Origin of the sequence: Sphingomonas sp. (assembly GCF_036731925.1) — a bacterium.
Classification (GTDB): Bacteria; Pseudomonadota; Alphaproteobacteria; order Sphingomonadales; family Sphingomonadaceae; genus Sphingomonas.
In genome coordinates this window covers 203586-229939 of sequence record NZ_DAINDJ010000002.1, presented here as the reverse complement: position 1 = coordinate 229939, position 26354 = coordinate 203586, and the positions used below count along the sequence as shown (strand labels likewise).

The window sequence follows — 26354 nt, the reverse complement described above, 5'->3', positions numbered from 1 at the left end:
TCCTAAAACACAGGTCGAGGGGTGGTGGGATGCTTGGCAATGAAGCGGTTTCTGTTCGCCCTTGTACTTGGTTGTGCATCGCCAACCTACGTATTTGCCCAGAGGGATGTCGACGTCAACTTGGTTGAAACGATTGACGTTACCAGCATTCTGCGCGGTGGCGACCGCGACCGCGTCTATGTGCTCGACTTTACCGATCTGACCGCCGATGCCGATCTGGCCCGGCTGGTCGGCTGGCAAGGCGCTACTGCCCATGTCGATGTAATGAGCACGATGGGGGGGCGCCCCAACGATGCGGCGGGCACGCTCCAGGGCGTCGACAACATCGAAGTCGCGAGCCACCATCTCCGGCTGTTCGAGGCCTGGGTGGAGCAGCGCATCAGCCTGCACACTACGGTGCGCGCCGGCCTCTACGACCTCAACAGCGAATTCTATGTCAACGGATCGGCGGGGTTGCTGATCTCGCCGTCGTTCGGCGCGGGCTCCGAACTGGCGGCCTCGGGCCCCAACGGTCCCTCGATCTATCCGTCCACCGCTCTCACGGTGCGCGTGGAGCATCGCTTCGATCATCTCGGCTATATCCGCGCGGCAGTATTGAACGGATCAGCCGGATGCCTGGGCGATCCGCACGGCGTCGACTTCAGCTTCCGCGACGGCGTGCTGCTGATCGGAGAGGCCGGCGTGGAGCGTCCCGGGTTCAAGCTGGCCGGCGGCTATTGGCGCTACAGCAAGCGACACAACGACTATACCGAAGTCGATGGCAGCGGCGCACCCATTCGCCGGGTCGACCATGGCGGCTATGTGATCGCCGAGCTGGAGCTGGCCGGCGGGGAGGGCAGGCGATCGCTGACGGCGTTTGGCCGGGCCGGCATGTCCGGCGGGTCGACCACCCCGTTCCAGGGCGGCTGGCAGGCCGGATTCCTGGTTGCGCGGCTTTTCGCCGAGCGCCCGGATTCGCAGCTCTCCTTCGGCATGAGCCGCGGCGTGACGACGCCCGGCTATCGGGCAATGCTGCTCGATGAGGGCGCGCGACCATCGCGTGCCGAGACCAGTTTCGAGCTGACCTATTCGGATCGGCTCGCCAAATGGCTGACCATCCAGCCAGACCTCCAGTTCGTCACCGACCGCGCCGGCTTGGAAAAGGCGCGCGGGGTGGTGGTGGGGACACTGCGGACGACGGTCGCCTTCTGATCCGTCGCCGCGGGCCTGTCACGCCGCCTCGGGCGGGAATGGTGGCAGGGAGGCCTCAGGCGTGGGCGTGCACTGCCGTGCCGCGACGCCGCAGGTTTCCCCGTTACTGTAACGCTGTTTGGCGACTGCGCGCCGAGGTGCACGGGCAGGCGGTTGATCGACTGCGAACCTTTCCCGCCGCGCGGGCAGGGCATTGAAAAAGCCGCCGCCCGGCATCCCGGACGGCGGCTTTGTTCATGTCACGCTCGGTCAGGCGGCAAGCCCCCGAACGGGACGGATCACTCCGCCTCGTTCAGATACTCGCCTGCATCCGCATCGGTGCCGTGGCCCGAGGGGGCCACCGACGCCAGGGGATCATCCCCGGTGCCGGCCGCATCGCGCGGGCTGCGGGCCTGTTCGGCCGCACGCTCTTCCGCCGCGCTCGCCGGAGCGATGAGCGAGGCTTCCTGCATCTTGCGCTGGGCGACGCGCAGCGCCGCATCGCGCGAGGTGGCCGCGACGCGCAGGCGACCCATGCCCGCACCGGTACCGGCGGGGATCAGGCGGCCGACGATCACATTCTCCTTCAGGCCAAGCAGCGTGTCCTTCTTGCCCTGCACCGCGGCTTCGGTGAGCACGCGGGTGGTCTCCTGGAACGACGCGGCCGAGATGAAGCTGCGGGTCTGCAGCGACGCCTTGGTGATGCCGAGCAGGATCGGCTTGCCCATCGCGGGCTGCTGGCCCGGCTGGAGCTTCTCGTTATGCTCGTCCATCTCGTCGCGATCGACCTGTTCGCCCGCCAGCAGCGTGGTGTCGCCGCCGTCGGTGATCTCGACCTTCTGCAGCATCTGGCGAACGATCACCTCGATGTGCTTGTCGTTGATCTTCACGCCCTGCAGTCGATACACTTCCTGGATTTCGCTGACCAGATATTCGGCCAGCGGTTCGATGCCGAGCACTTCCAGAATGTCGTGCGGATCCGGCGAACCGCCGATCAGGTTGTCGCCACGCTTGACGTAGTCGCCTTCCTGAACGTCGATCACCTTCGACTTCGGGACCAGATACTCCACGACCTCGCCGCCGTCCTCCGGCTGGATGCCGATCTTGCGCTTGGCCTTGTAGTCCTTGCCGAACACCACGCGGCCCGAGACCTTCGCGATGATGGCATTTTCCTTGGGCTTGCGCGCTTCGAACAGCTCGGCGACGCGCGGCAGACCACCGGTGATGTCGCGGGTCTTGGCGGACTCACGCGCCACACGGGCCAGAACGTCACCGCCCTGCACCGTGGCACCATCCTCGACCGAGATCACCGCGCCCGGCGCCAGCATGTAGCGGGCGGCTTCGGCGGCATTCTCGCCGGTGAGGGTCATGCGAGGACGCAGGTCCTCCTTCTTGCCCGCACCGCGGAACTCGGTGACGACGCGCTGGGCGATGCCCGTCGCTTCGTCGACCTGCTCCGTCATGGTCTTGCCTTCGATGATGTCCTGATACTTCACGACACCACCGGTTTCGGTGATCACCGGCATAGTGAACGGATCCCACTCGGCCATGCGATCGCCGGCGCTGACCAGATGGCCGTCGTCGAACATCACATAGGCGCCGTACGGGATCTTGTGCACGGCCAGCTCGCGGCCATCCATGTCCATGATCGCGATTTCGCCCGAGCGGCTGAGAACCACGCGACGGCCGCGCTGATCCTCGATCAGGCGCAGGTCGCGGAACTCGGCCTTGCCGTCCACGGGGGCTTCGAGGTTCGACTGCTCGTTGAGCTGCGCCGCACCGCCGATGTGGAAGGTACGCATGGTCAGCTGCGTGCCCGGCTCGCCGATCGACTGCGCCGCGATGACGCCGACCGCTTCGCCGATGTTCACCGGGGTACCGCGGGCGAGGTCACGCCCGTAGCACTTGGCGCACACGCCGAGCTTGGCTTCGCAGACCAGCGGCGAACGGATCTTCACCGCCGGGGTGCTGAGCGCCTCGATCTGCGCGATCATCGGCTCGTCGAGCAGGGTGCCGATCGGGATCACCACCGCGTTGGTCTTCGGATCGACGATGTCCTCGGCCGTGGTGCGGCCCAGGATGCGCTCGCCGAGCGAGGCGATCACCGAACCGCCCTGCACGATCGCCTTCATCTCCAGCGCGCGCTCGGTACCGCAATCGTCCTCGAGAACGACGCAATCCTGCGACACGTCGACCAGACGGCGGGTGAGGTAACCCGAGTTCGCCGTCTTCAACGCGGTGTCCGCGAGGCCCTTACGAGCGCCGTGGGTCGAGTTGAAGTACTCAAGGACGGTCAGACCTTCCTTGAAGTTCGAGATGATCGGCGTTTCGATGATCTCGCCCGACGGCTTGGCCATCAGGCCGCGCATGCCGGCCAGCTGCTTGATCTGCGCCGCCGAACCACGGGCACCGGAGTGCGCCATGATGTAGATGGCGTTGTCGGGCATCTGACGGCCGGTCTCGGGGTCCTTCTTGACCGCCTTGATCTCGTCCATCATCGCCGCGGCCACCTGGTCACCGCAACGGCTCCAGGCGTCGATCACCTTGTTGTACTTCTCCTGCTGCGTGATCAGGCCGTCCTGATACTGCTGCTCGAAGTCCTTCACCAGCGCCTTGGTCTCGTCGACCAGACCGACCTTGGCGTCCGGAATGATCATGTCGTCCTTGCCGAACGAGATGCCGGCCTTGAACGCGTGGCGGAAGCCCAGCGACATGATCGCGTCGGCGAACAGCACGGTCTCCTTCTGGCCGGTGTGACGATAGACCTCGTCGATCACGTCGCCCACGTCCTTCTTGGTGAGCAGGCGATTGACGACGTCGAACGGCACCTTGTGGCTGTGCGGCAGGCACTCGCCCAGCAGCATGCGGCCCGGCGTGGTCTGGTAGCGCTTGAGGTAGGTCTGGCCGTTCTCGTCGGTTTGCGGCACGCGGCTGGTGATCTTCGAGTGCAGCGTCACCGCGCCGGCGTTGAGAGCCTGGTGGACCTCCGCCATGTCGGCGAGCAGCATGCCTTCGCCCGGCTCGCCTTCCTTCTCCATGGTGATGTAATAGAGACCCAGCACCATGTCCTGCGACGGCACGATGATCGGCTTGCCGTTGGCGGGGGACAGGATGTTGTTGGTCGACATCATCAGGACGCGCGCTTCCAGCTGCGCCTCGAGGCTCAGCGGAACGTGGACGGCCATCTGGTCACCGTCGAAGTCGGCGTTGAACGCCGAGCAGACCAGCGGGTGGAGCTGGATCGCCTTGCCTTCGATCAGCACCGGCTCGAACGCCTGGATGCCCAGACGGTGGAGCGTCGGCGCGCGGTTCAGCAGCACCGGGTGCTCGCGGATCACTTCGTCCAGGATGTCCCAGACTTCCTTGCGCTCCTTCTCCACCCACTTCTTCGCCTGCTTCAGGGTCATGGACAGACCCTTGGCGTCAAGACGGGCGTAGATGAACGGCTTGAACAGCTCGAGCGCCATCTTCTTCGGCAGGCCGCACTGGTGCAGCTTGAGTTCCGGACCGGTCACGATGACCGAACGGCCCGAATAGTCGACGCGCTTGCCGAGCAGGTTCTGACGGAAGCGGCCCTGCTTGCCCTTGAGCATGTCGGACAGCGACTTGAGCGGACGCTTGTTCGCACCAGTGATGGTGCGGCCGCGGCGGCCGTTGTCGAACAGCGCGTCGACGGCTTCCTGCAGCATGCGCTTTTCGTTGCGGACGATGATGTCCGGCGCGCGCAGCTCCATGAGGCGCTTGAGGCGGTTGTTACGGTTGATCACGCGGCGGTACAGATCGTTCAGATCCGAGGTCGCGAAGCGGCCGCCGTCCAGCGGCACCAGCGGGCGCAGCTCGGGCGGGATGACCGGCACGACGTCCAGGATCATCCATTCCGGGCGGTTGCCGGAGTCGATGAAGCTCTCGACGACCTTGAGACGCTTGATGATCTTCTTGGGCTTCAGCTCCGACTTGGTCGTCGCCAGCTCTTCCAAAAGCTCCTTGCGCTCGCCCTCGAGGTCGAGATCCATGAGCATGATCTTGACCGCTTCCGCGCCGATGCCGGCGGAGAAGGCGTCCTCGCCGTACTCATCCTGCGCGTCGAGCAGTTCATCCTCGGTGAGGAGCTGGAACTTCTCGAGCGGGGTGAGGCCCGGCTCGGTGACGATGTAGCTCTCGAAGTACAGCACGCGCTCGAGCTGCTTGAGCTGCATGTCGAGCAGCAGGCCGATGCGGCTCGGCAGCGACTTCAGGAACCAGATGTGGGCAACCGGCGCGGCCAGTTCGATATGGCCCATGCGCTCGCGGCGGACCTTCGACACGGTCACTTCCACGCCGCACTTTTCGCAGACGATGCCCTTGTACTTCATGCGCTTGTACTTGCCGCACAGGCACTCGTAATCCTTGATCGGACCAAAGATGCGCGCGCAGAACAGGCCGTCACGCTCGGGCTTGAACGTGCGGTAGTTGATCGTCTCGGGCTTCTTGATCTCGCCGAACGACCAGCTGCGGATACGGTCCGGCGACGCGATCCCGATCTGGATCTGGTCGAAGGTTTCCGGCTTGGCGAGCGGGTTCGCGAAGTTCGTCAGTTCGTTCATTTCTTCACTCCATCGCCCTCCCGCGGACGGGAGGGGCTAGGGGAGGGGATATCTTGTCGTCGGCAGGCGGCTGGCGGCCCCCTCCCCCGAAGGCGAGAGGGGCGCCGGTTCCTTACTCCGCTGCGATCTGCACGCCGTCGTCGTCGAAGCCGAGTTCGGCATTCTTCAACTCGACGTTGAGGCCCAGCGAGCGCATTTCCTTGACGAGCACGTTGAAGCTCTCCGGGATGCCGGCCTCGAAGGTGTCGTCGCCCTTGACGATCGCTTCGTAGACCTTGGTGCGGCCGACCACGTCGTCCGACTTCACCGTCAGCATTTCCTGGAGCGTGTACGCCGCACCATAAGCCTGCAGCGCCCACACTTCCATTTCACCGAAGCGCTGGCCACCGAACTGCGCCTTACCGCCCAGCGGCTGCTGGGTGACGAGGCTGTACGGCCCGATCGAACGCGCGTGGATCTTGTCGTCGACCAGGTGGTGCAGCTTGAGCACATACTTGTACCCCACCGTCACCTTGCGGTCGAACGCCTCGCCCGTGCGGCCGTCGAACAGCGTCACCTGACCGGACTCGTCGAGGCCCGCCATGCGGAGCATCGCCGAGACGTCGGCTTCCACCGCGCCGTCGAACACCGGGGTGGCCATCGGCACGCCCGAACGGACGTTCTGCGCCAGGTCCACCAGCTGTTCGGTCGAGCGGCGGTCCAGCTCGGCCTTGTAGTTGTCGCCGTAGACGGTGCCGAGCAGCTCCTTCACCGCTTCCGGCGCTTCGCCGGCCTGCGGGTTCGGGTTGGCTGCACGCCAGGCATCGAGCGCATCGCCGATCTTCCGGCCCAGGCCGCGTGCGGCCCAGCCCAGATGGGTCTCGAAGATCTGCCCGACGTTCATGCGCGACGGCACGCCCAGCGGGTTGAGCACGAAGTCGACCGGGGTGCCGTCCTCGAGGAACGGCATGTCTTCCTGCGGCAGAATGCGGGAGATGATGCCCTTGTTGCCGTGGCGGCCGGCCATCTTGTCGCCCGGCTGCAGCTTGCGCTTCACCGCGACGAACACCTTGACCATCTTCAGCACGCCCGGCGGCAGCTCGTCGCCGCGCTCCAGCTTCTCGCGGCGGTCCTCGAACTTGTCCTTGATGCGCTTCACGGCCTCGTCATACTGGCCCTTCACCGCTTCCAGGTTGCCCTGCATGGCATCGTCCTGCACCGCGAACTTCCACCACTCGTGGCGGTCGACGCTGTCGAGCAGGTCCTCGTCGATCGTGACGCCCTTCTTCAGGCCCTTCGGCGCGGCGGTTGCCACCTGACCCAGCAGCATCTCGCGCAGACGCGACCAGGTCGCGCGGTTGAGAATGTTGCGTTCGTCGTCGGCGTCCTTGCGCAGGCGCTCGATTTCCTCGCGCTCGATCGCCAGGGCACGCTCGTCCTTGTCGATGCCGTGACGGTTGAACACGCGGACGTCGACGATCGTGCCGGCCACGCCCGGGGGCAGACGCAGCGAGGTGTCGCGCACGTCGCTGGCCTTTTCGCCGAAGATGGCGCGGAGGAGCTTTTCTTCCGGCGTCATCGGGCTTTCGCCCTTCGGGGTGATCTTGCCGACCAGGATGTCGCCCGGCTCCACTTCCGCGCCGACATACACGATGCCCGCTTCGTCGAGGTTGCGCAGGGCTTCCTCGCCGACGTTCGGGATGTCGCGGGTGATGTCTTCCGGCCCGAGCTTGGTGTCGCGCGCCATCACTTCGAACTCATCGATATGGATCGACGTGAACACGTCGTCCTTCACGATGCGCTCGTTGATCAGGATCGAGTCCTCGTAGTTGTAGCCGTTCCACGGCATGAACGCGACGAGCACGTTGCGGCCCAGCGCCAGCTCGCCGAACTCGGTCGACGGGCCGTCGGCGATCACGTCGCCGGCCTGCACGATGTCGCCCACCTTCACCAGCGGACGCTGGTTGATGCAGGTCGACTGGTTCGAGCGCTGGAACTTCATCAGCGTGTAGATGTCGACGCCGCTCTCGCTGGCATCGACGTCACCCGTCGCACGGACCACGATACGGGTCGCATCGACCTGGTCGACCACGCCCGAGCGCTTGGCGGCGATCGCGGCGCCGGAATCCCGGGCAACGGTCGCTTCCATGCCGGTGCCGACGAAGGGCGCTTCCGCCTTCACCAGCGGCACCGCCTGGCGCTGCATGTTCGAGCCCATCAGCGCGCGGTTCGCGTCGTCCTTCTCGAGGAACGGGATCAGCGAAGCGGCGACCGAGACGAGCTGCTTCGGCGACACGTCCATCAGCGTCACCTGATCGCGGAGCGCCATCAGGAATTCGCCGGCCTGGCGGGCCGAGACGAGATCGTCGACAAAGCCGCCGGTCTCGTCGAGCTCGGCGGATGCCTGCGCGATCGTGTGCTTCTGCTCTTCCATCGCCGACAGGTAGACGACCTCGTTGGTCACCTTGCCGTCGATGATCTTGCGATACGGCGTCTCGATGAAGCCGTACTTGTTGACGCGGCTGAAGGTCGCGAGGCTGTTGATCAGACCGATGTTCGGGCCTTCCGGCGTTTCGATCGGGCAGATACGGCCATAGTGGGTCGGGTGAACGTCGCGGACTTCGAAGCCTGCGCGCTCACGGGTGAGACCGCCCGGCCCGAGCGCCGAGACGCGACGCTTGTGCGTCACTTCGGAGAGCGGGTTGGTCTGGTCCATGAATTGCGACAGCTGCGACGAACCGAAGAACTCACGCACCGCGGCGACCGCGGGCTTGGCGTTGATCAGGTCGTTCGGCATCACCGTCGACACGTCGACCGACGACATGCGCTCCTTCACGGCGCGCTCCATGCGGAGCAGACCGACGCGGTACTGGTTCTCAAGCAGCTCGCCCACCGAGCGGACGCGGCGGTTGCCGAGATTGTCGATGTCGTCGACTTCGCCCTTGCCGTCCTTGAGGTTCACGAGGGTCTTGACGACCTCGAGAATGTCCTCGGTGCGCAGCGTCGTGACGGTGTCCGGGGTGTCGAGGCCCAGGCGCATGTTGAGCTTCACGCGGCCGACGGCCGAGAGATCGTAGCGCTCCGGATCGAAGAACAGGCCCGCGAACAGGGATTCCGCAGTCTCGAGCGTCGGCGGCTCGCCGGGGCGCATGACGCGGTAGATGTCGGACAGGGCCTGCTGGCGCTCTTCGGCCTTGTCGACCTTGAGCGTGTTGCGGATCCACGGACCCGTGGCGATGTGATCGATGTCGAGCAGCTCGATCCGGTCGATACCGGCCTTGTCGAGCTTCTCCAGGTTCTCGGCCGAGACTTCGTCGCCGGCTTCGATGTAGATTTCGCCGGTCGCCTCGTTGATCAGGTCATAGGCGCTGTAGCGGCCGAAGATTTCCTCGGTCGGGATCAGCAGCGTCTCAAGACCGTCCTTCGCTGCCTTGTTGGCAGCGCGCGGGCTGATCTTCTGGCCGGCCGGGAACACGATCTCGCCAGACTTGGCGTCGACGATGTCGAACATCGGCTTCGAACCGCGCCAGTTTTCCACCTGGAAGGGGATCTGCCAGCCGTTCGGACCGCGCAGGAAGGTGACGCGGTTGTAGAAATAGTTGAGGATCTCTTCCGAGGTCAGCCCCAGCGCATACAGCAGGCTGGTGACCGGCAGCTTGCGCTTGCGGTCGATACGGACGTTGACGATGTCCTTGGCGTCGAACTCGAAGTCCAGCCACGAACCGCGATACGGGATCACGCGCGCGGCGAAGAGATACTTGCCCGAAGCGTGAGTCTTGCCGCGATCGTGATCGAACAGCACGCCCGGCGAACGGTGCATCTGGCTGACGATGACGCGCTCGGTGCCGTTGATGAAGAACGTGCCGTTCTCGGTCATGAGCGGCATGTCGCCCATGTACACGTCCTGCTCCTTGATATCGAGCACCGACCGTGCTTCCGTATCGGGATCGACCTCGAACACGATGAGGCGGAGGGTAACGCGCATCGGCGCCGCATAGGTGATGCCGCGCTGGCGGCACTCGTCGACGTCGAACTTCGGATCCTCGAGCTCGTAGGTCACGAAGTCGAGCTCGGCGGTGCCGGCGAAGTCGCGGATCGGGAACACGCTGCGGAGCGTCTTCTCGAGGCCGGACACATAGCCGATCGAGGGGTCCGACCGCAGGAACTGTTCGTAGGATTCGCGCTGAACCTCGATCAGGTTCGGCATCTGCACCACTTCGTGGATGTCGCCGAACACCTTGCGGATGCGGCGCTTCAGCGTGCCGCCCTCGATTGCCTTGGTAGCCATAGGTGTGTGTTGCCTCGTCAGCCGTAAACTCGGTGCCCCTGTCCGGGAGCCAGGACGTGCAAATCGACGCCGAAAGGCCGCGCGAGCCCCGATGTTCGGGATTCGGCAGCTCTAGGGGCGTCTGACAAGCCGTTCCGATCCATTCGTACGACACACTGCGCGACGGCGTGCCATGTCCCGATCGGACGACCAGAGCGGGGATATAGGGGCTGGGGCGGGGGATGTCAAAGGTTGTGCGCGGGAGGACGGTGCATCGCGAGCAGTGCTGTCCCTAGGTGAGTCAAGAGCATCCTTTGCGAAGTCGGGTCCTCCATCCAAATAAAAAATCGGTAACATATGTTGCCTAGTGAACGATCTGGTGTTTACGCTTGCAAGAACCGAATCGTCGGCGCGATCGCCGTAAGAGACGGAAGCTGCCAAGTCCCGAGCGGGCGGGACTTGTCGGCCGTGAATCATGAGGGTTGCGAGCGACTTCTGTGAAGTGGCTGATTTGGCGTACAGAATCGTGATCAGCGGCTCACGTGCGCGGCATGATGTGGGGCTAGCCTGCAGTTGTTGAGGCGTTCTTGCTGCGAGGGCACGCGCAAGGGCTGGAGGCTTGCAAATAGCTCGTTGTTTCTGGGGGGAAGCATGTTCTCGTTTGTCACCGATGATCTGTTGCGGGCAGATCGCAACTCGCTGACGCTGGTGCGAATATTGCTCGCTGCGTCGGTTATCTACTCGCACTCGCTGGAGGCGACGCATGCAACGGACGAAACGATCGCGCTGTTCGGGCGACCGATCTCCTGGATGGCGGTGAACGGCTTCTTCGCGCTTTCGGGTTTCCTGATGTACCGCAGCCTTGAACGGAAGCCCTCGATCAGCAGCTTCGCGCTGGCGCGGTTCTTGCGCATTTGGCCCGGGATCGCCGTGATGACCCTCGTCGTCACGATCCTGTTCATCCCGTTCTCTACGGTGCCGCTTCCGCAATATCTTGTGGGTACAGAGACCCTGCGGTTCATCTTTTCCAACCTTGTGCTCATCAACAACTATACGTTGACTGGCGTATATTGCGGCGGTGCGGTACTCTGTACGGTGAACGGTTCGCTCTGGACGATCCCGTGGGAAATCCGCTGCTATTTTGGGATTGCGCTCTTGTCCAAGCTGGGACTGCTGCGCAGCCGGGCCTTCTACAGGTTTGTGATCCCGTTGACGATAGTCTACGCTCTGCTCTTCGCATATCCGCCGGTACATGCTCGGCTGGACGCGCTCCTTCACGGCCACCTCTATTATCCGGAGCAGGTCGGGCGGCTGTGGACCTCGTTCATGCTGGGCGCCTTGGCCTACGCGATGCGCCATCGCATTCCGCTCTCCTGGGCAGGGGCTCTGGCGTTGTTCGGCCTGGTGTTCGTCACGCGGAACGCCATGGTTGGCGATCTGGTCCGCAGCATCGCTATTCTGTACTGGATTCTTTGCCTGGGCTTTCATTCCCGCGTGCTGGTCAAGCCGTCAGCGAAGATCTCGGACCTTTCCTTTGGCACCTACATTTACAGCTTTCCCGTGATGGACGTGATTCTGATTAGCTTCCCCCGCGTAGAGGGGCATGTGCTAGGACTGGCTACCTTCCTCTTCGTGCTGCCGGTCGCAGCGCTTTCGTGGGAGCTGGTGGAAAAGCCGGCGCAGGCACTCCGCAACAACCTGCGGCTTCCGCAGTTCCGCCGCTTTAGGCTCGGGTGAGTCGGCGATTTCTCGACGGCAATCGAACTGTCTCGGCGGTGCAGCGATAGTTTAACAATTCCCAGCCACCGCCGCCCTTCCAAATAAGGGAGGGAAACCATGAACAAGAAATCGGGTCTCGTTGTTGCTTTGCTCGCCACAGTTTCGGCGACGGCGGCGCATGCGCAGGAAGCGGCGCAGGAAGCCGCACCGGGCGACATCATCGTCACGGCGCAGAAGTTCGAGCAGAAGCTGCGCGACGTGCCGATCACCATCACCGCGGTGACGCAGGAGCAGATGAAGCGGATCGGCGTCGACGACCTCGACGAGCTTTCCAACTACGTGCCCGGCCTCAACATCCAGGAGCAGAGCGCCAACAATCCGGGCATCGTGATCCGCGGCATCACCTCGGACAGCGGCTCTGCCCAGCAGGCAGCGCGCGTCACGCTCTACTATAACGGCGTCGATATCTCGCGCTCGCGCGGTGCCTATCAGGCGATCTACGACGTCGACCGGATCGAAGTGGTGAAGGGGCCGCAGGCGACGCTGTTCGGCACCGCCTCTACGATCGGCGCAGTCAGCATCATTTCGGCGCGGCCCCAGCCGGGCGTTTCGGGCGAGCTCACCGCCGGCTATGGCAACTACAACGCCTATCTGCTGGGCGGGCACCTGAACGTCGGCAACGACGTGATCGCCGCGCGCGTCGCCGGCGAGTTCAAGAAGCGCGACGGCTACGTCCAGAACCTGTCGCCGACGCAGGACGATCTCTATGCGCAGAACCAGCTGGGGCTGCGCGCCTCCGTGCGCTACACGCCCACCGCGGCGCTGACCGTGGACCTGATCGGCACCTATGACCGCCAGCGCAACAGCGGCACGCCGTTCATCTCGAAGCGGTTCGCTACCTCGCAGGGCCCGGGCAACCCGTTCGGCGCCGCCAATCTTTCCGGCTCGCCCTTTTCCAAGCAGGTGCTCGGCAAGGACAAGCTGGGCCTGACCCGCGACGTCTATGACGTCAACCTCACGGCGCGGTACGATCTCGGCGATGGTTGGAGCTTCACCACGGTGAACGGCTACCGCTCGTTCGATTCGCTCGAGGTGTTCGATGCGGACGGCTCGGCGGCCTGGTGGCTGGAATTTGCGGAAGGTGCCTATGGCTCGCAACTCAGCCATGAGTCGCGCTTCGCTTATGTCGGTGATCACGTCCGCACCAGCTTCGGCTGGAACGTGTTTCACGAGAACAACCGGCAGGAAGTGCCGTTCTCGACCGAAGAGGGCATCTATCTTCAGTGCGCTGCTGGCGCGGTTCCTGGGCTGGCCTGCATCTCGCCCGCCGGCGTTGTTACGGCGGCGCAGGCTACGTCGATGCTCACAAAGGGGGCGGCTACGCAGATTCCCTACAGCTCGATCTTCACCAACAAGGGCATCAACGACCAGTATTCGATGTTCGGTGAAGTTACTTGGACTCCCAGCCATCAGCTGGAATTGACTGCGGGGGTCCGCGCTCTGATCGAGCAGCGCAAGTCGGGCTATGTCTCGGTTGCGCCGAAGTCGGTGCTCAGCGGCGCACCGCTGATCCCGGGCCAGACCACCACCAAGGGCACGCTGTGGAGCGAGGACAGCTTCCAGGCCTTCCTGCCGCGCTTCAATGTGCTGTATCGCCTGAACAACGCGATCAACCTCTATGCAACGGTCTCGAAGGGGCGCCGCTCGCCGACCGTGAACCAGGGGGCCACCTCCACCTCTGTCATTCCGGAAGAGACCGTGTGGAACTATGAAGGCGGCGTGAAGCTCGCTCAGGGCATGTTCTCGGGCTCGCTGGGTGTCTATTACCAGAAGTACGACAACTTTCAGATCAGCCGCACCGTTACCGACGCCAACGATCCGTCGGGCCGCCCTGTTGGTTCGAGCGTCACCGAGAGCGCTGGCAGCGCCAGCAATCTCGGCTTCGAGGCGGAAGGGCAACTGCGTCCCACCAGCTGGCTGACGGTGTTCGGCAACGCCGGTTTCATCGATGGCGGTATCGACAATACCAAGTCGAACGGCATTTATGCCAACAACCGCTTCCGCCTGCAGCCGCGGCTCCAGTGGGCGGCGGGCTTCACCGTCGATGCTCCGGTGGGCAATGGCATGCGCGTCTTCGCGACGCCGAGCGTGACCTATCGCAGCAAGATCTTCTTCGAGATCCCGAACAAGGAAGCGATCTCGCAGGACAAGGTCACGCTGGTCAACGTGAAGGCCGGCCTGAGCTTCGCGGAAGGCCGCTACGAGATTGCGGGCTATGTGCGCAACGCGACGAACGAGCGCTATCTGCTCGATGCCGGCAACACCGGCGGCGGGTTCAACGATCCCACCTACATTCCGGCCGAGCCGCGCTTCTATGGGGTGCAGCTGACCGGCCGCTTCTGATCAGTATCTCGCGCTGATGAGAACAGGGGAGGGCTTGCCGCACAGGAGGTGGCGAGCCCTTTCTTTTCAACGGGTTGCTGGGTGTATTTCGCGCAGCGCCCGGCAAGAACCGTGCCTGAATGACGGGTGAATGCATCGCGTCACCCGGAGCGCAGCACGGTTCGCCGCAGGTAGTGGGGGCGTTTCGAGAGTTCCATCCGTTGAACCCTCGTCATGAAACAGTGTCAGACCCCGCTTCGCCCCCGCGCCGCACTGTTGATCAGTGCCGCGTTCCTTGCCACCCCTGCCTTCGCTCAGGAGGCGGTGCCGCAGCAAAGCGTCACGCCGCCTCCAGCCGTTCAGGCGCAGCCACCGCAGGCCGCCGCGCCTGCGCCGCAAGTCCGCATGGCACCGGCCGCGCCGGTCGTGCAGGCCGTTCCGTCGCTTGAGCAACAAATGGCCGGCAGCGCCAATCAGGCGCCGTCGACCGCCGATGCCGAGCCTCAGCGCGCGGCGCGCGCAGGGCGCAATGCGCCGCGCCCCGAGGCTCGGGCTGCCGCCCAGCCACGCCAGGCCGCGGCTGTCCCGCCCCCGGCGGCGCCCGCACAGGAAAGGGCAGCATCACCCGCGCCCGTAGCGCCGCCCCAGGCCGCCGAACCCGCCCAACAGCCCGCGGCGCCCGCTGATCAGGTCACGCAGACAACGCAGACCACGACTGAAGAAACGCGGTCTACCCCGCTGCTTCCCTGGATCCTCGGGGGTCTTGCCGTGATCCTGGCGGCGGTCGCTGCAACGGTTCTGCTCCGCCGTAGCCGCCCGAAGGACGACGTGCTGGTGCGCGAGACCGCGACCACGGCCGAGCCTGTTGCCCACCGGCCGGCCCCGCAGCCGGTGCCGCCGCGCAGTGACATTGGTCTTGCGGCTGTCGCTGCCGCGCCGGTGATGGCGCCGGCCGCTGCGCCCCAGGCGATTACCGAGCCGGTTGCAGAAGCGCATGTCGAGGCCAAGCTTGCCGAGCCAGACGACGCGGTGCTCGAGCATGTCGTGGATGCGGCTGCGCCCGTCGCCAACCGTCCGTGGCTGGAGCTGGGGCTGCGCCCCGTGCGCGCCGGTACCAGCGAGGAAGAAGCGCTGGTGGATATCGAGCTGACGGTCGGCAATTCCGGCGACACGGCCGCCCGCGACGTCCGCATCTCTACCTTCCTGCTCGCCGATGCTGCGCCGAGCGAGATGGAGCAGCTGCTCACCCGCCATGGTCCGGCCGCCGACGTTCCCCCCGTGACGATCGACGCCGGTGACGGTGCCCGTGTCGATGCCCACTTGGCCGTGCCGAAGGGCGAGCTGGGCCGCACGTTCAACCCGGTTGTCGTGGCCGAAGCGCGCTACCGCCTGCCGGACGGTCGCGAAGGCCGCACCAGTGCCGCTTTCCGCATCGGCCGTGCTGCACCGGCCGCCGACGGACTGGGTCCGATCGGTGCCACGCGGCCGCATCTTGTCGAGGACCTCGAGGCGGAACTGCTCGGTACGCCCGCGCACGCCTGACCGGCTTCCTCTTCAACGGCCCGCGTTCCCAGGGGACGCGGGCCTTTTCACGCCTCCTGCTTCCCATGGGGGAAATGTAATACTATCACCCCAGGCTTCGGTTCTCTGGGGAGACAATATGCAGCTTCGTACCTTCGTCCTCGCCGCGCTGGCGACGACCGCGCTGATCCCGGCCGCTACTGCGCAGCAGGCCCAGCCTTTCAACGACATCCCGGCCAAGTTCGTTCTGCCGGAAGGATCGAAGGATTACATTCGCCGCGAGGTGATGGTGCCGATGCGGGACGGCACCAAGCTGTTCACCACGATCGTAATCCCCAAGGGCGCCCGGAACGCACCGATCCTGCTCACCCGCACGCCCTATGACGCCTACAACCGCGTCCGCCGTACGGACAGCAACAAGATGCTTTCGGTGCTGGCGCAGGGCGACGAGGTGTTCACCCAGGCCGGCTATATTCGCGTGTTCCAGGACATCCGAGGCAAGTACCGTTCGGAGGGCGATTTCGTCGTCACCCGGCCACCGGTGGGCCCGCTCAACCCCACCAAGATCGACGACACCACCGATGCGTACGACACGATCGACTGGCTGGTGAAGAACTTGCCGGAATCGAACGGCAAGGTCGGCATGCTCGGCTCGTCCTATGAAGGATGGACCGTGGTGATGGCGCTGCTGCATCCGCACCCGGCGCTGAAGGTCGCCGCGCCCGAAAGCCCCATGATCGACGGCTGGATGGGTGACGACTGGTTCCACCACGGCGCCTTCCGCCTGCCGAACATCGGCTGGATTTCCGGCATCACCGGCTACAAGGCTGGTGGCCCGACGCCGCCCAATGGCGGCTGGGACGATTATGAAACGTTCCGCAAGGTCGGCTCGGCCGGCGACTGGGCCAAGCAATATGGGTATGACCAGCTGCCCTTCTGGCAGAAGCTGAGCCAGCACGTTTCCTACGACGCCTTCTGGCAGGGCCAGGCGTTGGACAAGATCCTCGCCGCAAATCCGTCCAACGTTCCTACGCTGTGGGAGCAGGGGCTGTGGGACCATGAGGACATGTACGGCGCGATCCACGCCTGGGAGGAGCTGCAGAAGACCCCGCAGGCCACCAACAACTTCCTGTTGATGGGCCCATGGCGGCACTCGGGCTTCAACTATAACGGATCGAAGCTCGGCGAGCTGAACTTCGAGGGCGACACCGCCCTCCAGGCCCGCCGCGACATCCTGCTGCCCTTCTTCAACGCGCATCTGAAGGATGGCTCTCCTGCTTATACCCCGCCGGTCGCGAGCATCTACAACACCGGGGAGAACCACTGGGACTTCCTGAACAAGTGGCCGCTCACCGGAGAGTTGACGCCGCTCTATCTCGGCGCGGGCGAGGGTGCAGGCTTCGACAAGCCGGGGGCAGGGGAGGACAGCTATGTCTCCGATCCCGCCAAGCCGGTTCCCTATCTGCCGCGGCCGATCAATTTCAACGACGGCCGCTGGGGCACCTATCTCGTCACCGACCAGCGCTTCGTCGACGGGCGGCAGGACGTGCTGACCTATGCGACGCCGGTGCTGACCGCGCCAATGCGCCTTTCGGGCACGCCGCTGGCGGACATCTTCGCCAAGACGACCGGCACCGATGGCGACTTCGTCGTCAAGGTGATCGACGTCTATCCGGACGAGATTGCCACCAGCAAGGAGATGGGCGGCTTCCAGCTCCCGATCTCGATGGACATCTTTCGCGGGCGCTATCGCAACTCGTTCGAGCATCCCACGCCGATTCCGGCGGGCAAGGTGCAGGAATACAAGTTCCGTCTGCCGGTGGTGAACCACACCTTCCTGCCCGGACACCGCATCATGGTGCAGATCCAGTCGACCCTGTTCCCGGTCTACGATCGCAACCCGCAGAAATATGTGGAGAACATCTTCTTCGCCAAGCCCGGGGATTATCAGAAGGCGACGGTGACGATCCTCTACGGCGGCGAACAGTCGAGTTCGGTGCTGCTGCCGGTGGTGCCGGTGGACCAGAGCCAGGCGCGGGGGCGCTGAAGGTGACGCCCGCCTTCCCCATGGGGAGGGCGGGCGTTGCCTCCGGGGATCGATGCCGATCAGGAAAGGGGCGCTCTTCCCATCGAGCCCGGCATATATGGCGGACGTCAGTCGGGAGCGGACCGCCGCCTGCTCCTATGATGCAAAGGCATGGCAAAAGGAAAAGGAAGCGGGGCCCACTGGTCTTCCGCCGATTGCGCAGCTCGTTTCACCCCCGGTTAGGATTCGTTAACGCGGTTGCTTCATGATGCAGTGCCAAAGGGCGGCCCTGCGGGGCACGTGTCAGGGCCCGCCGCTGGGGGTTGCGTTCATGAAGTCCGAAACCGTTCGTCACTATTTGATGACTGCGCTGGAATTCGGCGCCTATTGCGTACTGATGACGCTTCTCAGCTACCTGATGGTGCTGCTGGTGATGCGCGCACCGCAGCCGCATAGCGGGATTTACATCGGGCTCGCGGTCATGGCGGCGCTGCTGACCGGCCTGCACGCAGGGAAGATGTTCCGGATGTACCGCCGGGCCTGGCTGCGGCTGCAGCAGCGCAAGAACATTCCGGCACCGGTGCGTCACTGGTCCGATCGTATCGCTGCCGAGGAAGCAGTGGGGCGCCAGAACAAGCTGCGCAAGCAGGCGGGTGTCGACGACGTTTCGCCTGAGTTGCAAGCTATCCGCCTGCGCATCGCCGAGCGCATGGCGCGGGAAGACCGTGAGCGCGAAGAGCTCGACCGCGAAGAGCGCGAGCGGATCGAGCGTGAGCGGATCGAGCGTGTGGAGCGGGCTCGCTCGCAGCGCATCCGCGCCGAAGCAGCACGCAGCGGCGGCAAGAACTGAGCGGCTGACCGTCGACGCCGAACGGATCGCCGCACGCGGACTGGCGGCAGCCGCCGATGCAGCTTCCGTTCACCTATGGCCGCTCAATTTCGGGGCGTGAGACCGGGCAGGCATGGAACAGCGTTGGCGGGGATCGTTCTTGGAGCGATCTTCTCGCCTGTGCACGCACAAGAGCGGCCGTCGGCCGATGCAACGCCGCAAGCCATCCCGGGCGTCCTGCCCGAGCGCTTCCGACTTCCCGCAACGCCTACCGCAACGCCCACCACCGCGCCCGTTGCCACGCCTGATGCCGGCGCAATCGTGCAGCCGGTGATCGTCCCGGTTGCTGCGCCTCGACCCAGACCCCGCCCGACGCTCTCTCCGGCACCTCGCCCTTTGCCGACAGACGCGCCGACTGTGGGTCGCGCCATAACCCCTTCGGCGGAGCAATCGCCTGCGCTGGCGCCGGTGATTGCCACTTCGCCGCCGGCGCCCCGGCCGCCGCGTCGAGCGCCAGTGCCGCCCTCAGCGCCTCTCGGGTCTTGGGCGTGGCTCGTCCTCGCTACATTGGGCGCTGCTGCTCTCTTCACTGTCAGCTGGCGGCGGCGGGCGCGGGTGCCAGCGCTGGCCGAAGCGGCAAATTCTGAAGGCGAGAACGTTCCTGCCCCCGTAACACCAGTCCCTGCCGTGTTGCCGCCTGGTGCCGCGGCGGCGCCGTTCCAGGTTCACGTCGCCACCGCTGCCCTTGCCATGTACGAAGATATCGTGGCGTTCGATCTGGAAGTCGAAGTGGTCAACGTTCAGCCAGGGCCGGCGGAGGGTCTCCGCGTTGCGCTTGCGCTCATCAGTGCGAGCCCGGACCAGGACCTTCAGCGCGCGGCGTTCCACGCGGGTCCCCCGCCGCAGCTTTCGGCAGATCCGATAGCGCTGATGCCCGCCGGGCGGGCGCGTATTCCGGTGCGCCTCACCCTGCGGCGCGACCAACTACACGTGATTGCGCTGGGCGGGCGGCCGATGTTCGTCGGGATGCTGCTCTGCGACCTGCGCTGGCGCGGCGGCTTGAGCGTCCATCGGTACGGCGCGGATTTTCTGCTGGGAGCTGCGGGGCAGGGCGCCAGGCCTGGACCGATTTGGCTCGACCGGCCGACACCGAGGGCGCTCTCCGCCATCGCCTACACGCCTCAGGTCACATAGGTCCCCAGCGTGAATGAAAAGAGGCGACCCGTCGCCGGGCCGCCTCCTTTCTGTATCCAAGCCTTGAAACGGGCTGGAAAGTGCTTACTTGACCTCGACGGTCGCGCCAGCTTCTTCCAGCTGCTTCTTGATCTTCTCGGCCTCGTCCTTGGACACGCCTTCCTTGACCGGCTTCGGAGCGCCTTCGACCAGCGCCTTTGCTTCGGTGAGGCCCAGGCTGGTGATGGCGCGGACTTCCTTGATGACGTTGATCTTCTTGCCACCGTCGCCGGTGAGGATCACGTCGAACTCGGTCTGCTCTTCAGCAGCCGGGGCAGCGGCGCCACCAGCGGCCGGGCCGGCAACGGCGACGGCAGCGGCGGCCGAAACGCCCCACTTCTCTTCGAGCAGCTTCGAGAGCTCGGCGGCCTCGAGAACGGTCAGGGCGGAAAGCTGGTCGACGATTGCGTTAAGGTCAGCCATGATAAACTCCAGTCAGTTCAAAGTTTCGGGATAGTAATAAAGGTCGCTCGAAGCCGAAGCTCAGGCAGCCTGCTTTTCGCTGTACGCCGCAAGCACGCGGGCGATCTGCGCCGCCGGTGCCTGGGTGATGGTTGCGAGCTTGGTCGCGGGTGCTGCGATGAGCCCCACGAGCTTGCCGCGCAGCTCGTCCAGCGACGGCAGCGAGGCGAGTGCCTGCACGCCAGCCGGATCCAGCAGCACATTGCCCATGGCCCCGCCGACGATTTCGAGCTTGTCGTTCGTCTTGGCGAAGTCCGCGACGACCTTGGCCGCAGCCACGGGATCGACGGAGGTGGACAGTGCCGTCGGACCCGTCAGCAGGTCCGCGAGCACCGCATAGTCGGTGCCCTGGGTGGCAATCTTGGCGAGCTTGTTCTTCGAGACCTTATAGGTCGCGCCGGCTGCACGCATCTTGTTGCGCAGGTCCGTCGACTGCTTGACGGTCATGCCGAGATTGCGGGTGACAACCACCACGCCAACCTCGTTGAAGGTGCGATTCAGCTCGGCAACGGCGTCGGCCTTCTGGGAACGATCCATGCCGGTCTCCTCATACATGAGGCTGCCCCGCGCGCGAGCGACAAGGCGGCCCCGGTTCACGGCCCGTGCGAACACGGGCCAGGCTCAAATTGTCCGAGGGGAAGGATCGTCACGAGGCCGGGGCGCTAGTCCCTGGGGCGTGACCCGGAACGCTTCACCAGCCGCGCATGTCGCGCCGCGCTGGCAAGCCGCCGGTAAATTCTGTCCCCGTCTAGGCGAGCTATTCAAGACCGGCAGATCCCGGTCCCTCGCTGTCTCGGACGGATTCCTCCCGAAAGAGGAGCGCGCCCAATAGCGGATTCGAGCGGGGAGTCAAGCGGGGCCGTGGCAAGCCGCGCCGCGCCGCTGCCGCCTGTGGCCCCTTGTGGAACAAATACGGAACAACCATTTCCCCGGCGGGCAAGGGGCAAGAGGCGGGGGGAGGGGGACACCATGCGCGGCACCAAGGGCGATCGGACCCGTGAGAACCAGCGTTTCCTGCAGGCGCTGCGCCGCACCGCCAACGTGACGCTCGCCGCAGAGGCGGCGGGGCAGACCCGCAAGACCTTCCAGAAGCGCCGCGCCCGCAACCCCGATTTCGCCAGCCAGTGGGATGCGGCCCTTGCCTATGCCCAGGCGCAACTCGCCGCCGGCCGCGGCGTCGTCGCGCCGGACGGCGCCGGAGCGGTCACCGGCGGCGGCGAGTATAGCGTGCGCGCCTCGCGCGGGCGGGCGCTGCAGGTGCGCCGTGCGCCGAAGGGGTTGCTGACCACCGAGGGCGAGCGCCGCTTCCTCGCCCATCTTGCCGCTACCGCCAATGTGCGGCTGTCCGCAGAGGCAACCGGCATCGGCTGGAGTGCCATCTATGCCCGGCGTGCCCGCTCGGCCGAGTTCGCCCGCGCGATGGCGGCGGCGCTGGCAGAAGGCTATGAACGGCTGGAACTGGCGCTGCTCGACAATGCCCTGCGATCGATGCGCCCCGACGGGGAGGTGCTGGAAGACTGGGAGCAGCGGCTGGACGACACCGATCCGCTCACCCGCATGACTCCGCGCGAGGCGCTGCTGCTGCTCGGCTATCGCCGCCCGGAAATCGTCGAGGGGCGGGCCCACGGCGGCTTTCCCGTTCCGCGCGCCGATCGTGAGCAGGCGCTGGCGCGGCTGACGCGGGAGCTGGACCGGGTGGAGCGGCGGTTGAAGCGGGACGGGTGAGCGGAGCCGCAGCCAGGCGCCTTATCCGCCGTCCAGCCACGCCGCCGTGATCTCGCCCCGATGCCCCTCCGGCGCCAGGGCGGCGCGGAGCGCTTCCAGCAGCGGCGGCAGCGCCTGGGTGAAGGCATAGGGCGGATTGACGATGAAAAGGCCCGCGCCGTTATAGATGCCGGGCTGATCGGCATCGTACAGCCAATGCTCCACCGAAAGGAATTTGGGGATGCCGAGCCCGCGCAGCTTGTTCTTCCACTGCTGGTGCGTTGCGCGCTCTTTCAGCGGATACCAGATCACCGTCACGCCATGCGCCCATTTGCGGTGCGCCGCGGCAAGGGTGGCGGTGATGCGGGCGCGTTCGTCCGTCTGCTCGTACGGCGGATCGACCACCACCACGCCGCGGGGCGTTCGGGTCGGCAGCATCGCCAGCCAGAGCTCGTACGCATCACGCTCATGCACGGCGGCAGGCGTGCCGCGCATCGCGCGGCGCAGCGCGGCGGCGTCCTCGGGATGCTTTTCATTGAGGATCAGCAGGTCCTGCGGGCGCAGCAGCTGCGCCAGGAAGTGCGGCGAGCCAGGATAGAGCTGCGGCTCTGCCCCGGGATTCACCGCCCGAACGGCGGCGCGATACGCGTCCAGCAAGGGGTGCGAGTCGGCAAAGGCCCGCAACACGCCGTGGGCCGCTTCGCCGGTGCGCCCGGCCTGCTCGCCGCCAAGGTCGTAGAGCCCGCACCCGGCATGGGTGTCGATCAGGGTCAGCGCGCTCTCTTTCTGCTGCAAGGCCCGCACAAGGGCGATCAGCAGGCTGTGCTTCACGACATCGGCGCTGTTGCCGGCATGGAAGGCGTGACGATAATTCATTGAAATCCAAAAACCTGCCGATGTGCCCATATAGGCGGTACTGCGCGAGGAAGCCGATCCCAGGGGGTGGCAGCAACCCGTCCGCAGCGCGAACGCGCCGGGTGGACGGCGTCCAAGCCCCTTTGCGAAGCCTCAAATCAGCTTTTGCGGTCGGCGGCAACCGGCAGCAGGGTCAGCCGTGATCCGCAATTCCGCCGGCCGGCTCCCAAGCACCCGCCAAACTGCGGCATGGGTCCCGCGTGCCGCTGGCATTTTTCGGCCGTAGACCCATAATGGGGGACGGCAGGAAACGCCCAATAGCAGACGTCGTTGGCGCAAAAGCCTCCGCGGCGGCTCTCCGAGAGATACAGCGAGAAATCATCGTCCATTCGCAGGCTTCAACCTGGACCAATATTCACCGTTTCCGTAGGCAGCTTCGCCACATCTCCCGAGCTTAATGCGTCCTCCACTGCAACTAGAAACGCTTCTGGTTCCACCGGGAGCGCGTCCAGCGAGGATAGATCAAGATCCCACCAGCGCAGGCGTAGAAACCTCTCTATGACTTCTTCGCCAAAACGATAGCGGACGATTTTGGCTGGAGCCCCCACGACGACCGCGTAGTCCGGTACGTCGCGAGTGACGACGGTGCCGGCCCCGATGATCGCGCCGTTGCCGACCGTGACATTGTCGTTGACCAAGGCGCCGCGCCCGATCCAAACATCGTGTCCGATGGTTGTCCGCGGGACGCCGGGCCCCGCGTCGACTGGTTCAGTCAAACTGTTGCGAATTACTCCGAAGTGTTGGTGCCAGGCAAACTGGCTACCACCCTTTACGGCAAGGGGGTGCGTGCTGAAGAGATCGGTCCGGTGATTGCCAAGCCCGATACACACATCCGGCGCGATGGAGCAAAATCGACCAACATCAGCATAGTGAAGAAAGAGGTTCGATGCGTAGGTGTACGCTCCAATACTACACGGGCCGATAGCAACGAGGCTATCGAGTTGAATCGGGCTTTCCGTGGAAAAGTGCGGGATGTGTCCACCCGATATGACGATGCCCACCCCTCGCAGAGTCGCCCTAAGCTCTTCTAGATTCATCAGAAACCCCTGGTCGTCATTATCGCGCCAACCCGCTTAACATCCTCCCGAGAAAATACCCCGCGAAACTCAACGGCAGCTCTCAGCAAGCGGGCTATTAGACTAAGCTGGCGCCATTCCTGGTCGATTGAGGAAATGGCAGCTAACCACCATTTTCTGCCATGGCAGATCGCGTCTGATTTAGGCCCCGGCGGGGAGCCTCGCGAAAAAGCTGCCCGCTTGCTCAGAAGAGGGGTGCCGCTCCCCTTCGATCAGGATCTCTCCCAATCGATTTAAGGCCCGTATGCGCGCGGGAGGGAGCGGCACAACTCAGATAGGTGTGGAACTCGCGACTGTCCACGGTAGTTGTGTCCTGTTCCCCAAAAAAGATCGTAATGAAAACGCTGCCTCTGCCTCGGAACTCAAATAACTAACTTAAGTTAGTAAGGTAAATTGCCTGTACTAAATCGTCGATTATTACCGGTGCGAACCGATTTCGCAGTTGCAACATTTTCCATTGACAACTGCATGGGTTCTGGAGACTGCTCCTCTGCCGGAGTTAATCGGCTTTTAACGAAGTAGGGGATCATATGCGCACTAATGTACTTGCGTTGCTTGCTGCTGCGACCGCAGCGGTTGTAGCTCCGGCCGCCGCGTCGGCCGCCACCACCATCAACGGCAGCTTCGCTGGCGCGCTCTTCGGCGTCACCAGCAGCACGGCGACGATCGGCGCCGGCAGCACGTTTTCGTCGGTCATCGGCGCCGTCTCCAACACGAGCGGCGACCTGTCGCCCGTCGCATTCTTCACGACTTTCAACCTCGACCCCGTGACGGCGACTGCGGGCTCGAACCTGTCGTTCTCGAGCGCCTTCGGTTCGTACGTCGGCAAGGTAGTCTCGGTCGCGACGGACCCCAACGTCGTGAACCTCTATGCCCTGGGGACCTTCACCCCGACCGGCTCGCTCAGCGGCTATACCGCTGGTGCGTCGTCGCTTACCTTCGCCTTCACCCAGACCGGCGGCGCAAACGCCGCCGTCTCGGGCGGCTTCACCTTCGCCTCGCCCCCGTCGGGCGTGCCCGAGCCGGCAACTTGGGGCATGATGATCGCGGGCGCCGGGATGGCCGGCGCCGCTGTGCGTCGTCGTCGCAGCTCGACTGTTGCTGCTGCCTGAACCAGCGCAACCGTTGTAGGGAAGGGCGGCCCTTTATTGGGGCCGCCCTTTTTCTGTGTGATCCGCCCGCAGCGCTGTGTTTGCATGTGATTGCATTTAGCTGCACCTTCGGTGCCGTCAGGCGCGAGCGATCGACTGCGGTGAAGGTGACGGAACGATCGGGCATGTCACCATGCCCTGGCGGCATGGCGGCTCCTGCCAGCGTGGCGTCTTGTAAGGGTCAGCTGAAATCTGCGAGGGGCTGCAAGCGGGTCGGAAGCCGCTTGTCCGCTAACGCCCACTTGCGGACGTTCCCCGGTGGGCGCAATCTCGTCGGCATGAGTAGTCTTTATCCCGCTAAGCGCATTCCCCAGGGGATGATCGCTATAGGGTGCGCGTTCACTGCGCTTGCCCTGGCGGTAGCTGTTGGACACTTCGGCTTCGGGATGCCAGTTTACGACAAGAATACGGGCCAGCCCTCGTCAGACTTGGTCACCGCTATTCTCGTGACCGTCTTTGGAACCGTGGGCGTCCTTCTCGTTCTGGCGGGGCGTGCCGTTCTCCGAGCGATGACTCGATACCAGAGCAAGCGAAATTCGTAGCGCGAACGGCAGCTAACAACCAATCCCGGACATTCAGGTGTATCGCCCATAACGAGCGTTCATGAGTTCACGACCGGTATCGGTCCGAAACCTCCTGGAACTGGCCCGGCGCGATCCCGGCGACAGACCAGTCGCCGATCGACCAGCGGACCAGCCGCAGCGTGGGCAGCCCGACCGCCGCCGTCATCCGGCGCACCTGGCGGTTGCGCCCTTCGCGGATGGTGATCTTCAGCCAGTTGTCCGGGATGGCCTTGCGCTGGCGGATCGGCGGATCGCGCAGCCACAGGTCCGGCGCGTCGATGCGGGCAACCTCGGCGGGCAGGGTCATGCCGTCGTTGAGCAGGACGCCTTGTCGCAACCGCGCCAGTTCCGGTTCCTGCGGATCGCCTTCGACCTGGACGAGATAGGTCTTGGGCATCTTGAAGCGCGGATCGGCGATGCGCGCCTGCAGGCGGCCGTCATCGCATAGCAGCAGCAGGCCCTCGCTGTCCCGATCGAGCCGGCCGGCGGGATAGACGCCCTTCACGGCGATGAAATCCGACAAGGTCGCCCGAACGGTCGGCGATCCGCGGTCCGTGAATTGCGACAGGACACCGAAGGGTTTGTTGAACAGGAGCAGCCGGGGCATGCCGCGCTCATAGCGTTCGGCTGCGGCCGTGTCTTCCGGCGCGTGCCGCCTTCACGCCCCCTGTGCCGGCCGCGTCCAGGCAGGCGCAACGCACCGCTCCCTTGCCTTCGCCCCGCAAGCCTGTAACACCGCGCGCGTCATCCCCGGGGAGCCCCACGTCATTCGCC

The 26354-nt window shown here is 64.8% G+C and carries 16 protein-coding genes; 9 read left to right on the top strand and 7 right to left on the bottom strand.

The annotated features are described in order from the left end of the window. Positions 1-120: 120 nt before the first annotated feature. A complete protein-coding gene (locus V7E00_RS10575) occupies positions 121-1191 on the top strand; it encodes a carbohydrate porin (protein ID WP_333572621.1) in 1071 nt (356 codons plus the stop codon). Between the two features lie 278 nt (positions 1192-1469). On the opposite strand, the gene rpoC is transcribed toward V7E00_RS10575, so the two are convergent. Both rpoC and rpoB read right to left on the bottom strand, forming a co-directional pair. Next, complete coding sequence (rpoC, locus tag V7E00_RS10570) at positions 1470-5753, bottom strand: DNA-directed RNA polymerase subunit beta' (RefSeq protein WP_333572620.1); 4284 nt, start codon at positions 5751-5753, stop codon at positions 1470-1472. Positions 5754-5865: 112 nt separating this feature from the next. Then, positions 5866-10020: a DNA-directed RNA polymerase subunit beta gene (rpoB, locus tag V7E00_RS10565; protein ID WP_333572619.1), complete on the bottom strand. Its 4155-nt coding sequence runs from the start codon at positions 10018-10020 to the stop codon at positions 5866-5868. A 630-nt stretch (positions 10021-10650) separates the two neighbouring features. Between rpoB and V7E00_RS10560 the strand changes: the two genes are divergently transcribed. The 6 genes from V7E00_RS10560 (at position 10651) to V7E00_RS10535 (ending at position 19670) form a co-directional block, all read left to right on the top strand. Next, positions 10651-11736: an acyltransferase family protein gene (locus V7E00_RS10560; protein WP_333572618.1), complete on the top strand. Its 1086-nt coding sequence runs from the start codon at positions 10651-10653 to the stop codon at positions 11734-11736. 99 nt (positions 11737-11835) lie between these two features. Next, positions 11836-14121, top strand: a complete 2286-nt coding sequence (locus V7E00_RS10555; protein WP_333572617.1) for a TonB-dependent receptor — start codon at positions 11836-11838, stop codon at positions 14119-14121. Positions 14122-14334: 213 nt separating this feature from the next. Further along, the gene (locus V7E00_RS10550; protein WP_333572616.1) at positions 14335-15642 is read left to right on the top strand and encodes a hypothetical protein; all 1308 of its coding nucleotides are present in this window, start codon (positions 14335-14337) and stop codon (positions 15640-15642) included. Positions 15643-15760: 118 nt separating this feature from the next. Continuing rightward, entirely contained in the window at positions 15761-17668 is a 1908-nt protein-coding gene (locus V7E00_RS10545; RefSeq protein ID WP_333572615.1) for a CocE/NonD family hydrolase, read from the top strand. 310 nt (positions 17669-17978) lie between these two features. Continuing rightward, on the top strand, positions 17979-18497 hold the full coding sequence (locus V7E00_RS10540; protein ID WP_333572614.1) for a hypothetical protein: 519 nt from the start codon (positions 17979-17981) through the stop codon (positions 18495-18497). A 666-nt stretch (positions 18498-19163) separates the two neighbouring features. Beyond that, the gene (locus V7E00_RS10535; protein WP_333572613.1) at positions 19164-19670 is read left to right on the top strand and encodes a hypothetical protein; all 507 of its coding nucleotides are present in this window, start codon (positions 19164-19166) and stop codon (positions 19668-19670) included. 84 nt (positions 19671-19754) lie between these two features. On the opposite strand, the gene rplL is transcribed toward V7E00_RS10535, so the two are convergent. Both rplL and rplJ read right to left on the bottom strand, forming a co-directional pair. Next, positions 19755-20132 (bottom strand): 50S ribosomal protein L7/L12, encoded by a 378-nt coding sequence (rplL, locus tag V7E00_RS10530; RefSeq protein WP_066720675.1) that lies wholly within the window; start codon positions 20130-20132, stop codon positions 19755-19757. Between the two features lie 60 nt (positions 20133-20192). Continuing rightward, positions 20193-20708, bottom strand: a complete 516-nt coding sequence (gene rplJ, locus V7E00_RS10525; protein WP_333572612.1) for a 50S ribosomal protein L10 — start codon at positions 20706-20708, stop codon at positions 20193-20195. Between the two features lie 432 nt (positions 20709-21140). On the opposite strand from rplJ, the gene V7E00_RS10520 reads away from it, so the two are divergent. Further along, positions 21141-21896 (top strand): hypothetical protein, encoded by a 756-nt coding sequence (locus V7E00_RS10520; protein WP_333572611.1) that lies wholly within the window; start codon positions 21141-21143, stop codon positions 21894-21896. Positions 21897-21917: 21 nt separating this feature from the next. Here the strand turns inward: V7E00_RS10520 and V7E00_RS10515 are convergent, their stop codons facing one another. Continuing rightward, positions 21918-22751 (bottom strand): 23S rRNA (adenine(2030)-N(6))-methyltransferase RlmJ, encoded by an 834-nt coding sequence (locus V7E00_RS10515; RefSeq protein WP_333572610.1) that lies wholly within the window; start codon positions 22749-22751, stop codon positions 21918-21920. 377 nt (positions 22752-23128) lie between these two features. Beyond that, the gene (locus V7E00_RS10510; protein WP_333572609.1) at positions 23129-23827 is read right to left on the bottom strand and encodes a CatB-related O-acetyltransferase; all 699 of its coding nucleotides are present in this window, start codon (positions 23825-23827) and stop codon (positions 23129-23131) included. 569 nt (positions 23828-24396) lie between these two features. Here V7E00_RS10510 and V7E00_RS10505 point away from each other — a divergent pair. Further along, on the top strand, positions 24397-24978 hold the full coding sequence (locus tag V7E00_RS10505) for a PEPxxWA-CTERM sorting domain-containing protein (RefSeq protein ID WP_333572608.1): 582 nt from the start codon (positions 24397-24399) through the stop codon (positions 24976-24978). Positions 24979-25626: 648 nt separating this feature from the next. Here V7E00_RS10505 and V7E00_RS10500 read toward each other — a convergent pair. Continuing rightward, the gene (locus V7E00_RS10500; protein WP_333572607.1) at positions 25627-26187 is read right to left on the bottom strand and encodes a pseudouridine synthase; all 561 of its coding nucleotides are present in this window, start codon (positions 26185-26187) and stop codon (positions 25627-25629) included. Positions 26188-26354: the final 167 nt, after the last annotated feature.

Excerpts from the sequence above, each read along its gene's own strand:
- V7E00_RS10515 (WP_333572610.1), bottom strand. The coding sequence starts at position 22,751 with ATGAATTATCGTCACGCCTTCCATGCCGGCAACAGCGCCGATGTCGTG.
- V7E00_RS10550 (WP_333572616.1), top strand. The coding sequence starts at position 14,335 with ATGAAACAGTGTCAGACCCCGCTTCGCCCCCGCGCCGCACTGTTGATC.
- rpoC (WP_333572620.1), bottom strand. The coding sequence starts at position 5,753 with ATGAACGAACTGACGAACTTCGCGAACCCGCTCGCCAAGCCGGAAACC.
- rplJ (WP_333572612.1), bottom strand. The coding sequence starts at position 20,708 with ATGGATCGTTCCCAGAAGGCCGACGCCGTTGCCGAGCTGAATCGCACC.
- V7E00_RS10540 (WP_333572614.1), top strand. The coding sequence starts at position 17,979 with ATGAAGTCCGAAACCGTTCGTCACTATTTGATGACTGCGCTGGAATTC.
- V7E00_RS10505 (WP_333572608.1), top strand. The coding sequence starts at position 24,397 with ATGCGCACTAATGTACTTGCGTTGCTTGCTGCTGCGACCGCAGCGGTT.
- V7E00_RS10555 (WP_333572617.1), top strand. The coding sequence starts at position 11,836 with ATGAACAAGAAATCGGGTCTCGTTGTTGCTTTGCTCGCCACAGTTTCG.
- rpoB (WP_333572619.1), bottom strand. The coding sequence starts at position 10,020 with ATGGCTACCAAGGCAATCGAGGGCGGCACGCTGAAGCGCCGCATCCGC.
- rplL (WP_066720675.1), bottom strand. The coding sequence starts at position 20,132 with ATGGCTGACCTTAACGCAATCGTCGACCAGCTTTCCGCCCTGACCGTT.
- V7E00_RS10500 (WP_333572607.1), bottom strand. The coding sequence starts at position 26,187 with ATGCCCCGGCTGCTCCTGTTCAACAAACCCTTCGGTGTCCTGTCGCAA.
- V7E00_RS10560 (WP_333572618.1), top strand. The coding sequence starts at position 10,651 with ATGTTCTCGTTTGTCACCGATGATCTGTTGCGGGCAGATCGCAACTCG.
- V7E00_RS10520 (WP_333572611.1), top strand. The coding sequence starts at position 21,141 with ATGCGCGGCACCAAGGGCGATCGGACCCGTGAGAACCAGCGTTTCCTG.
- V7E00_RS10510 (WP_333572609.1), bottom strand. The coding sequence starts at position 23,827 with ATGAATCTAGAAGAGCTTAGGGCGACTCTGCGAGGGGTGGGCATCGTC.
- V7E00_RS10545 (WP_333572615.1), top strand. The coding sequence starts at position 15,761 with ATGCAGCTTCGTACCTTCGTCCTCGCCGCGCTGGCGACGACCGCGCTG.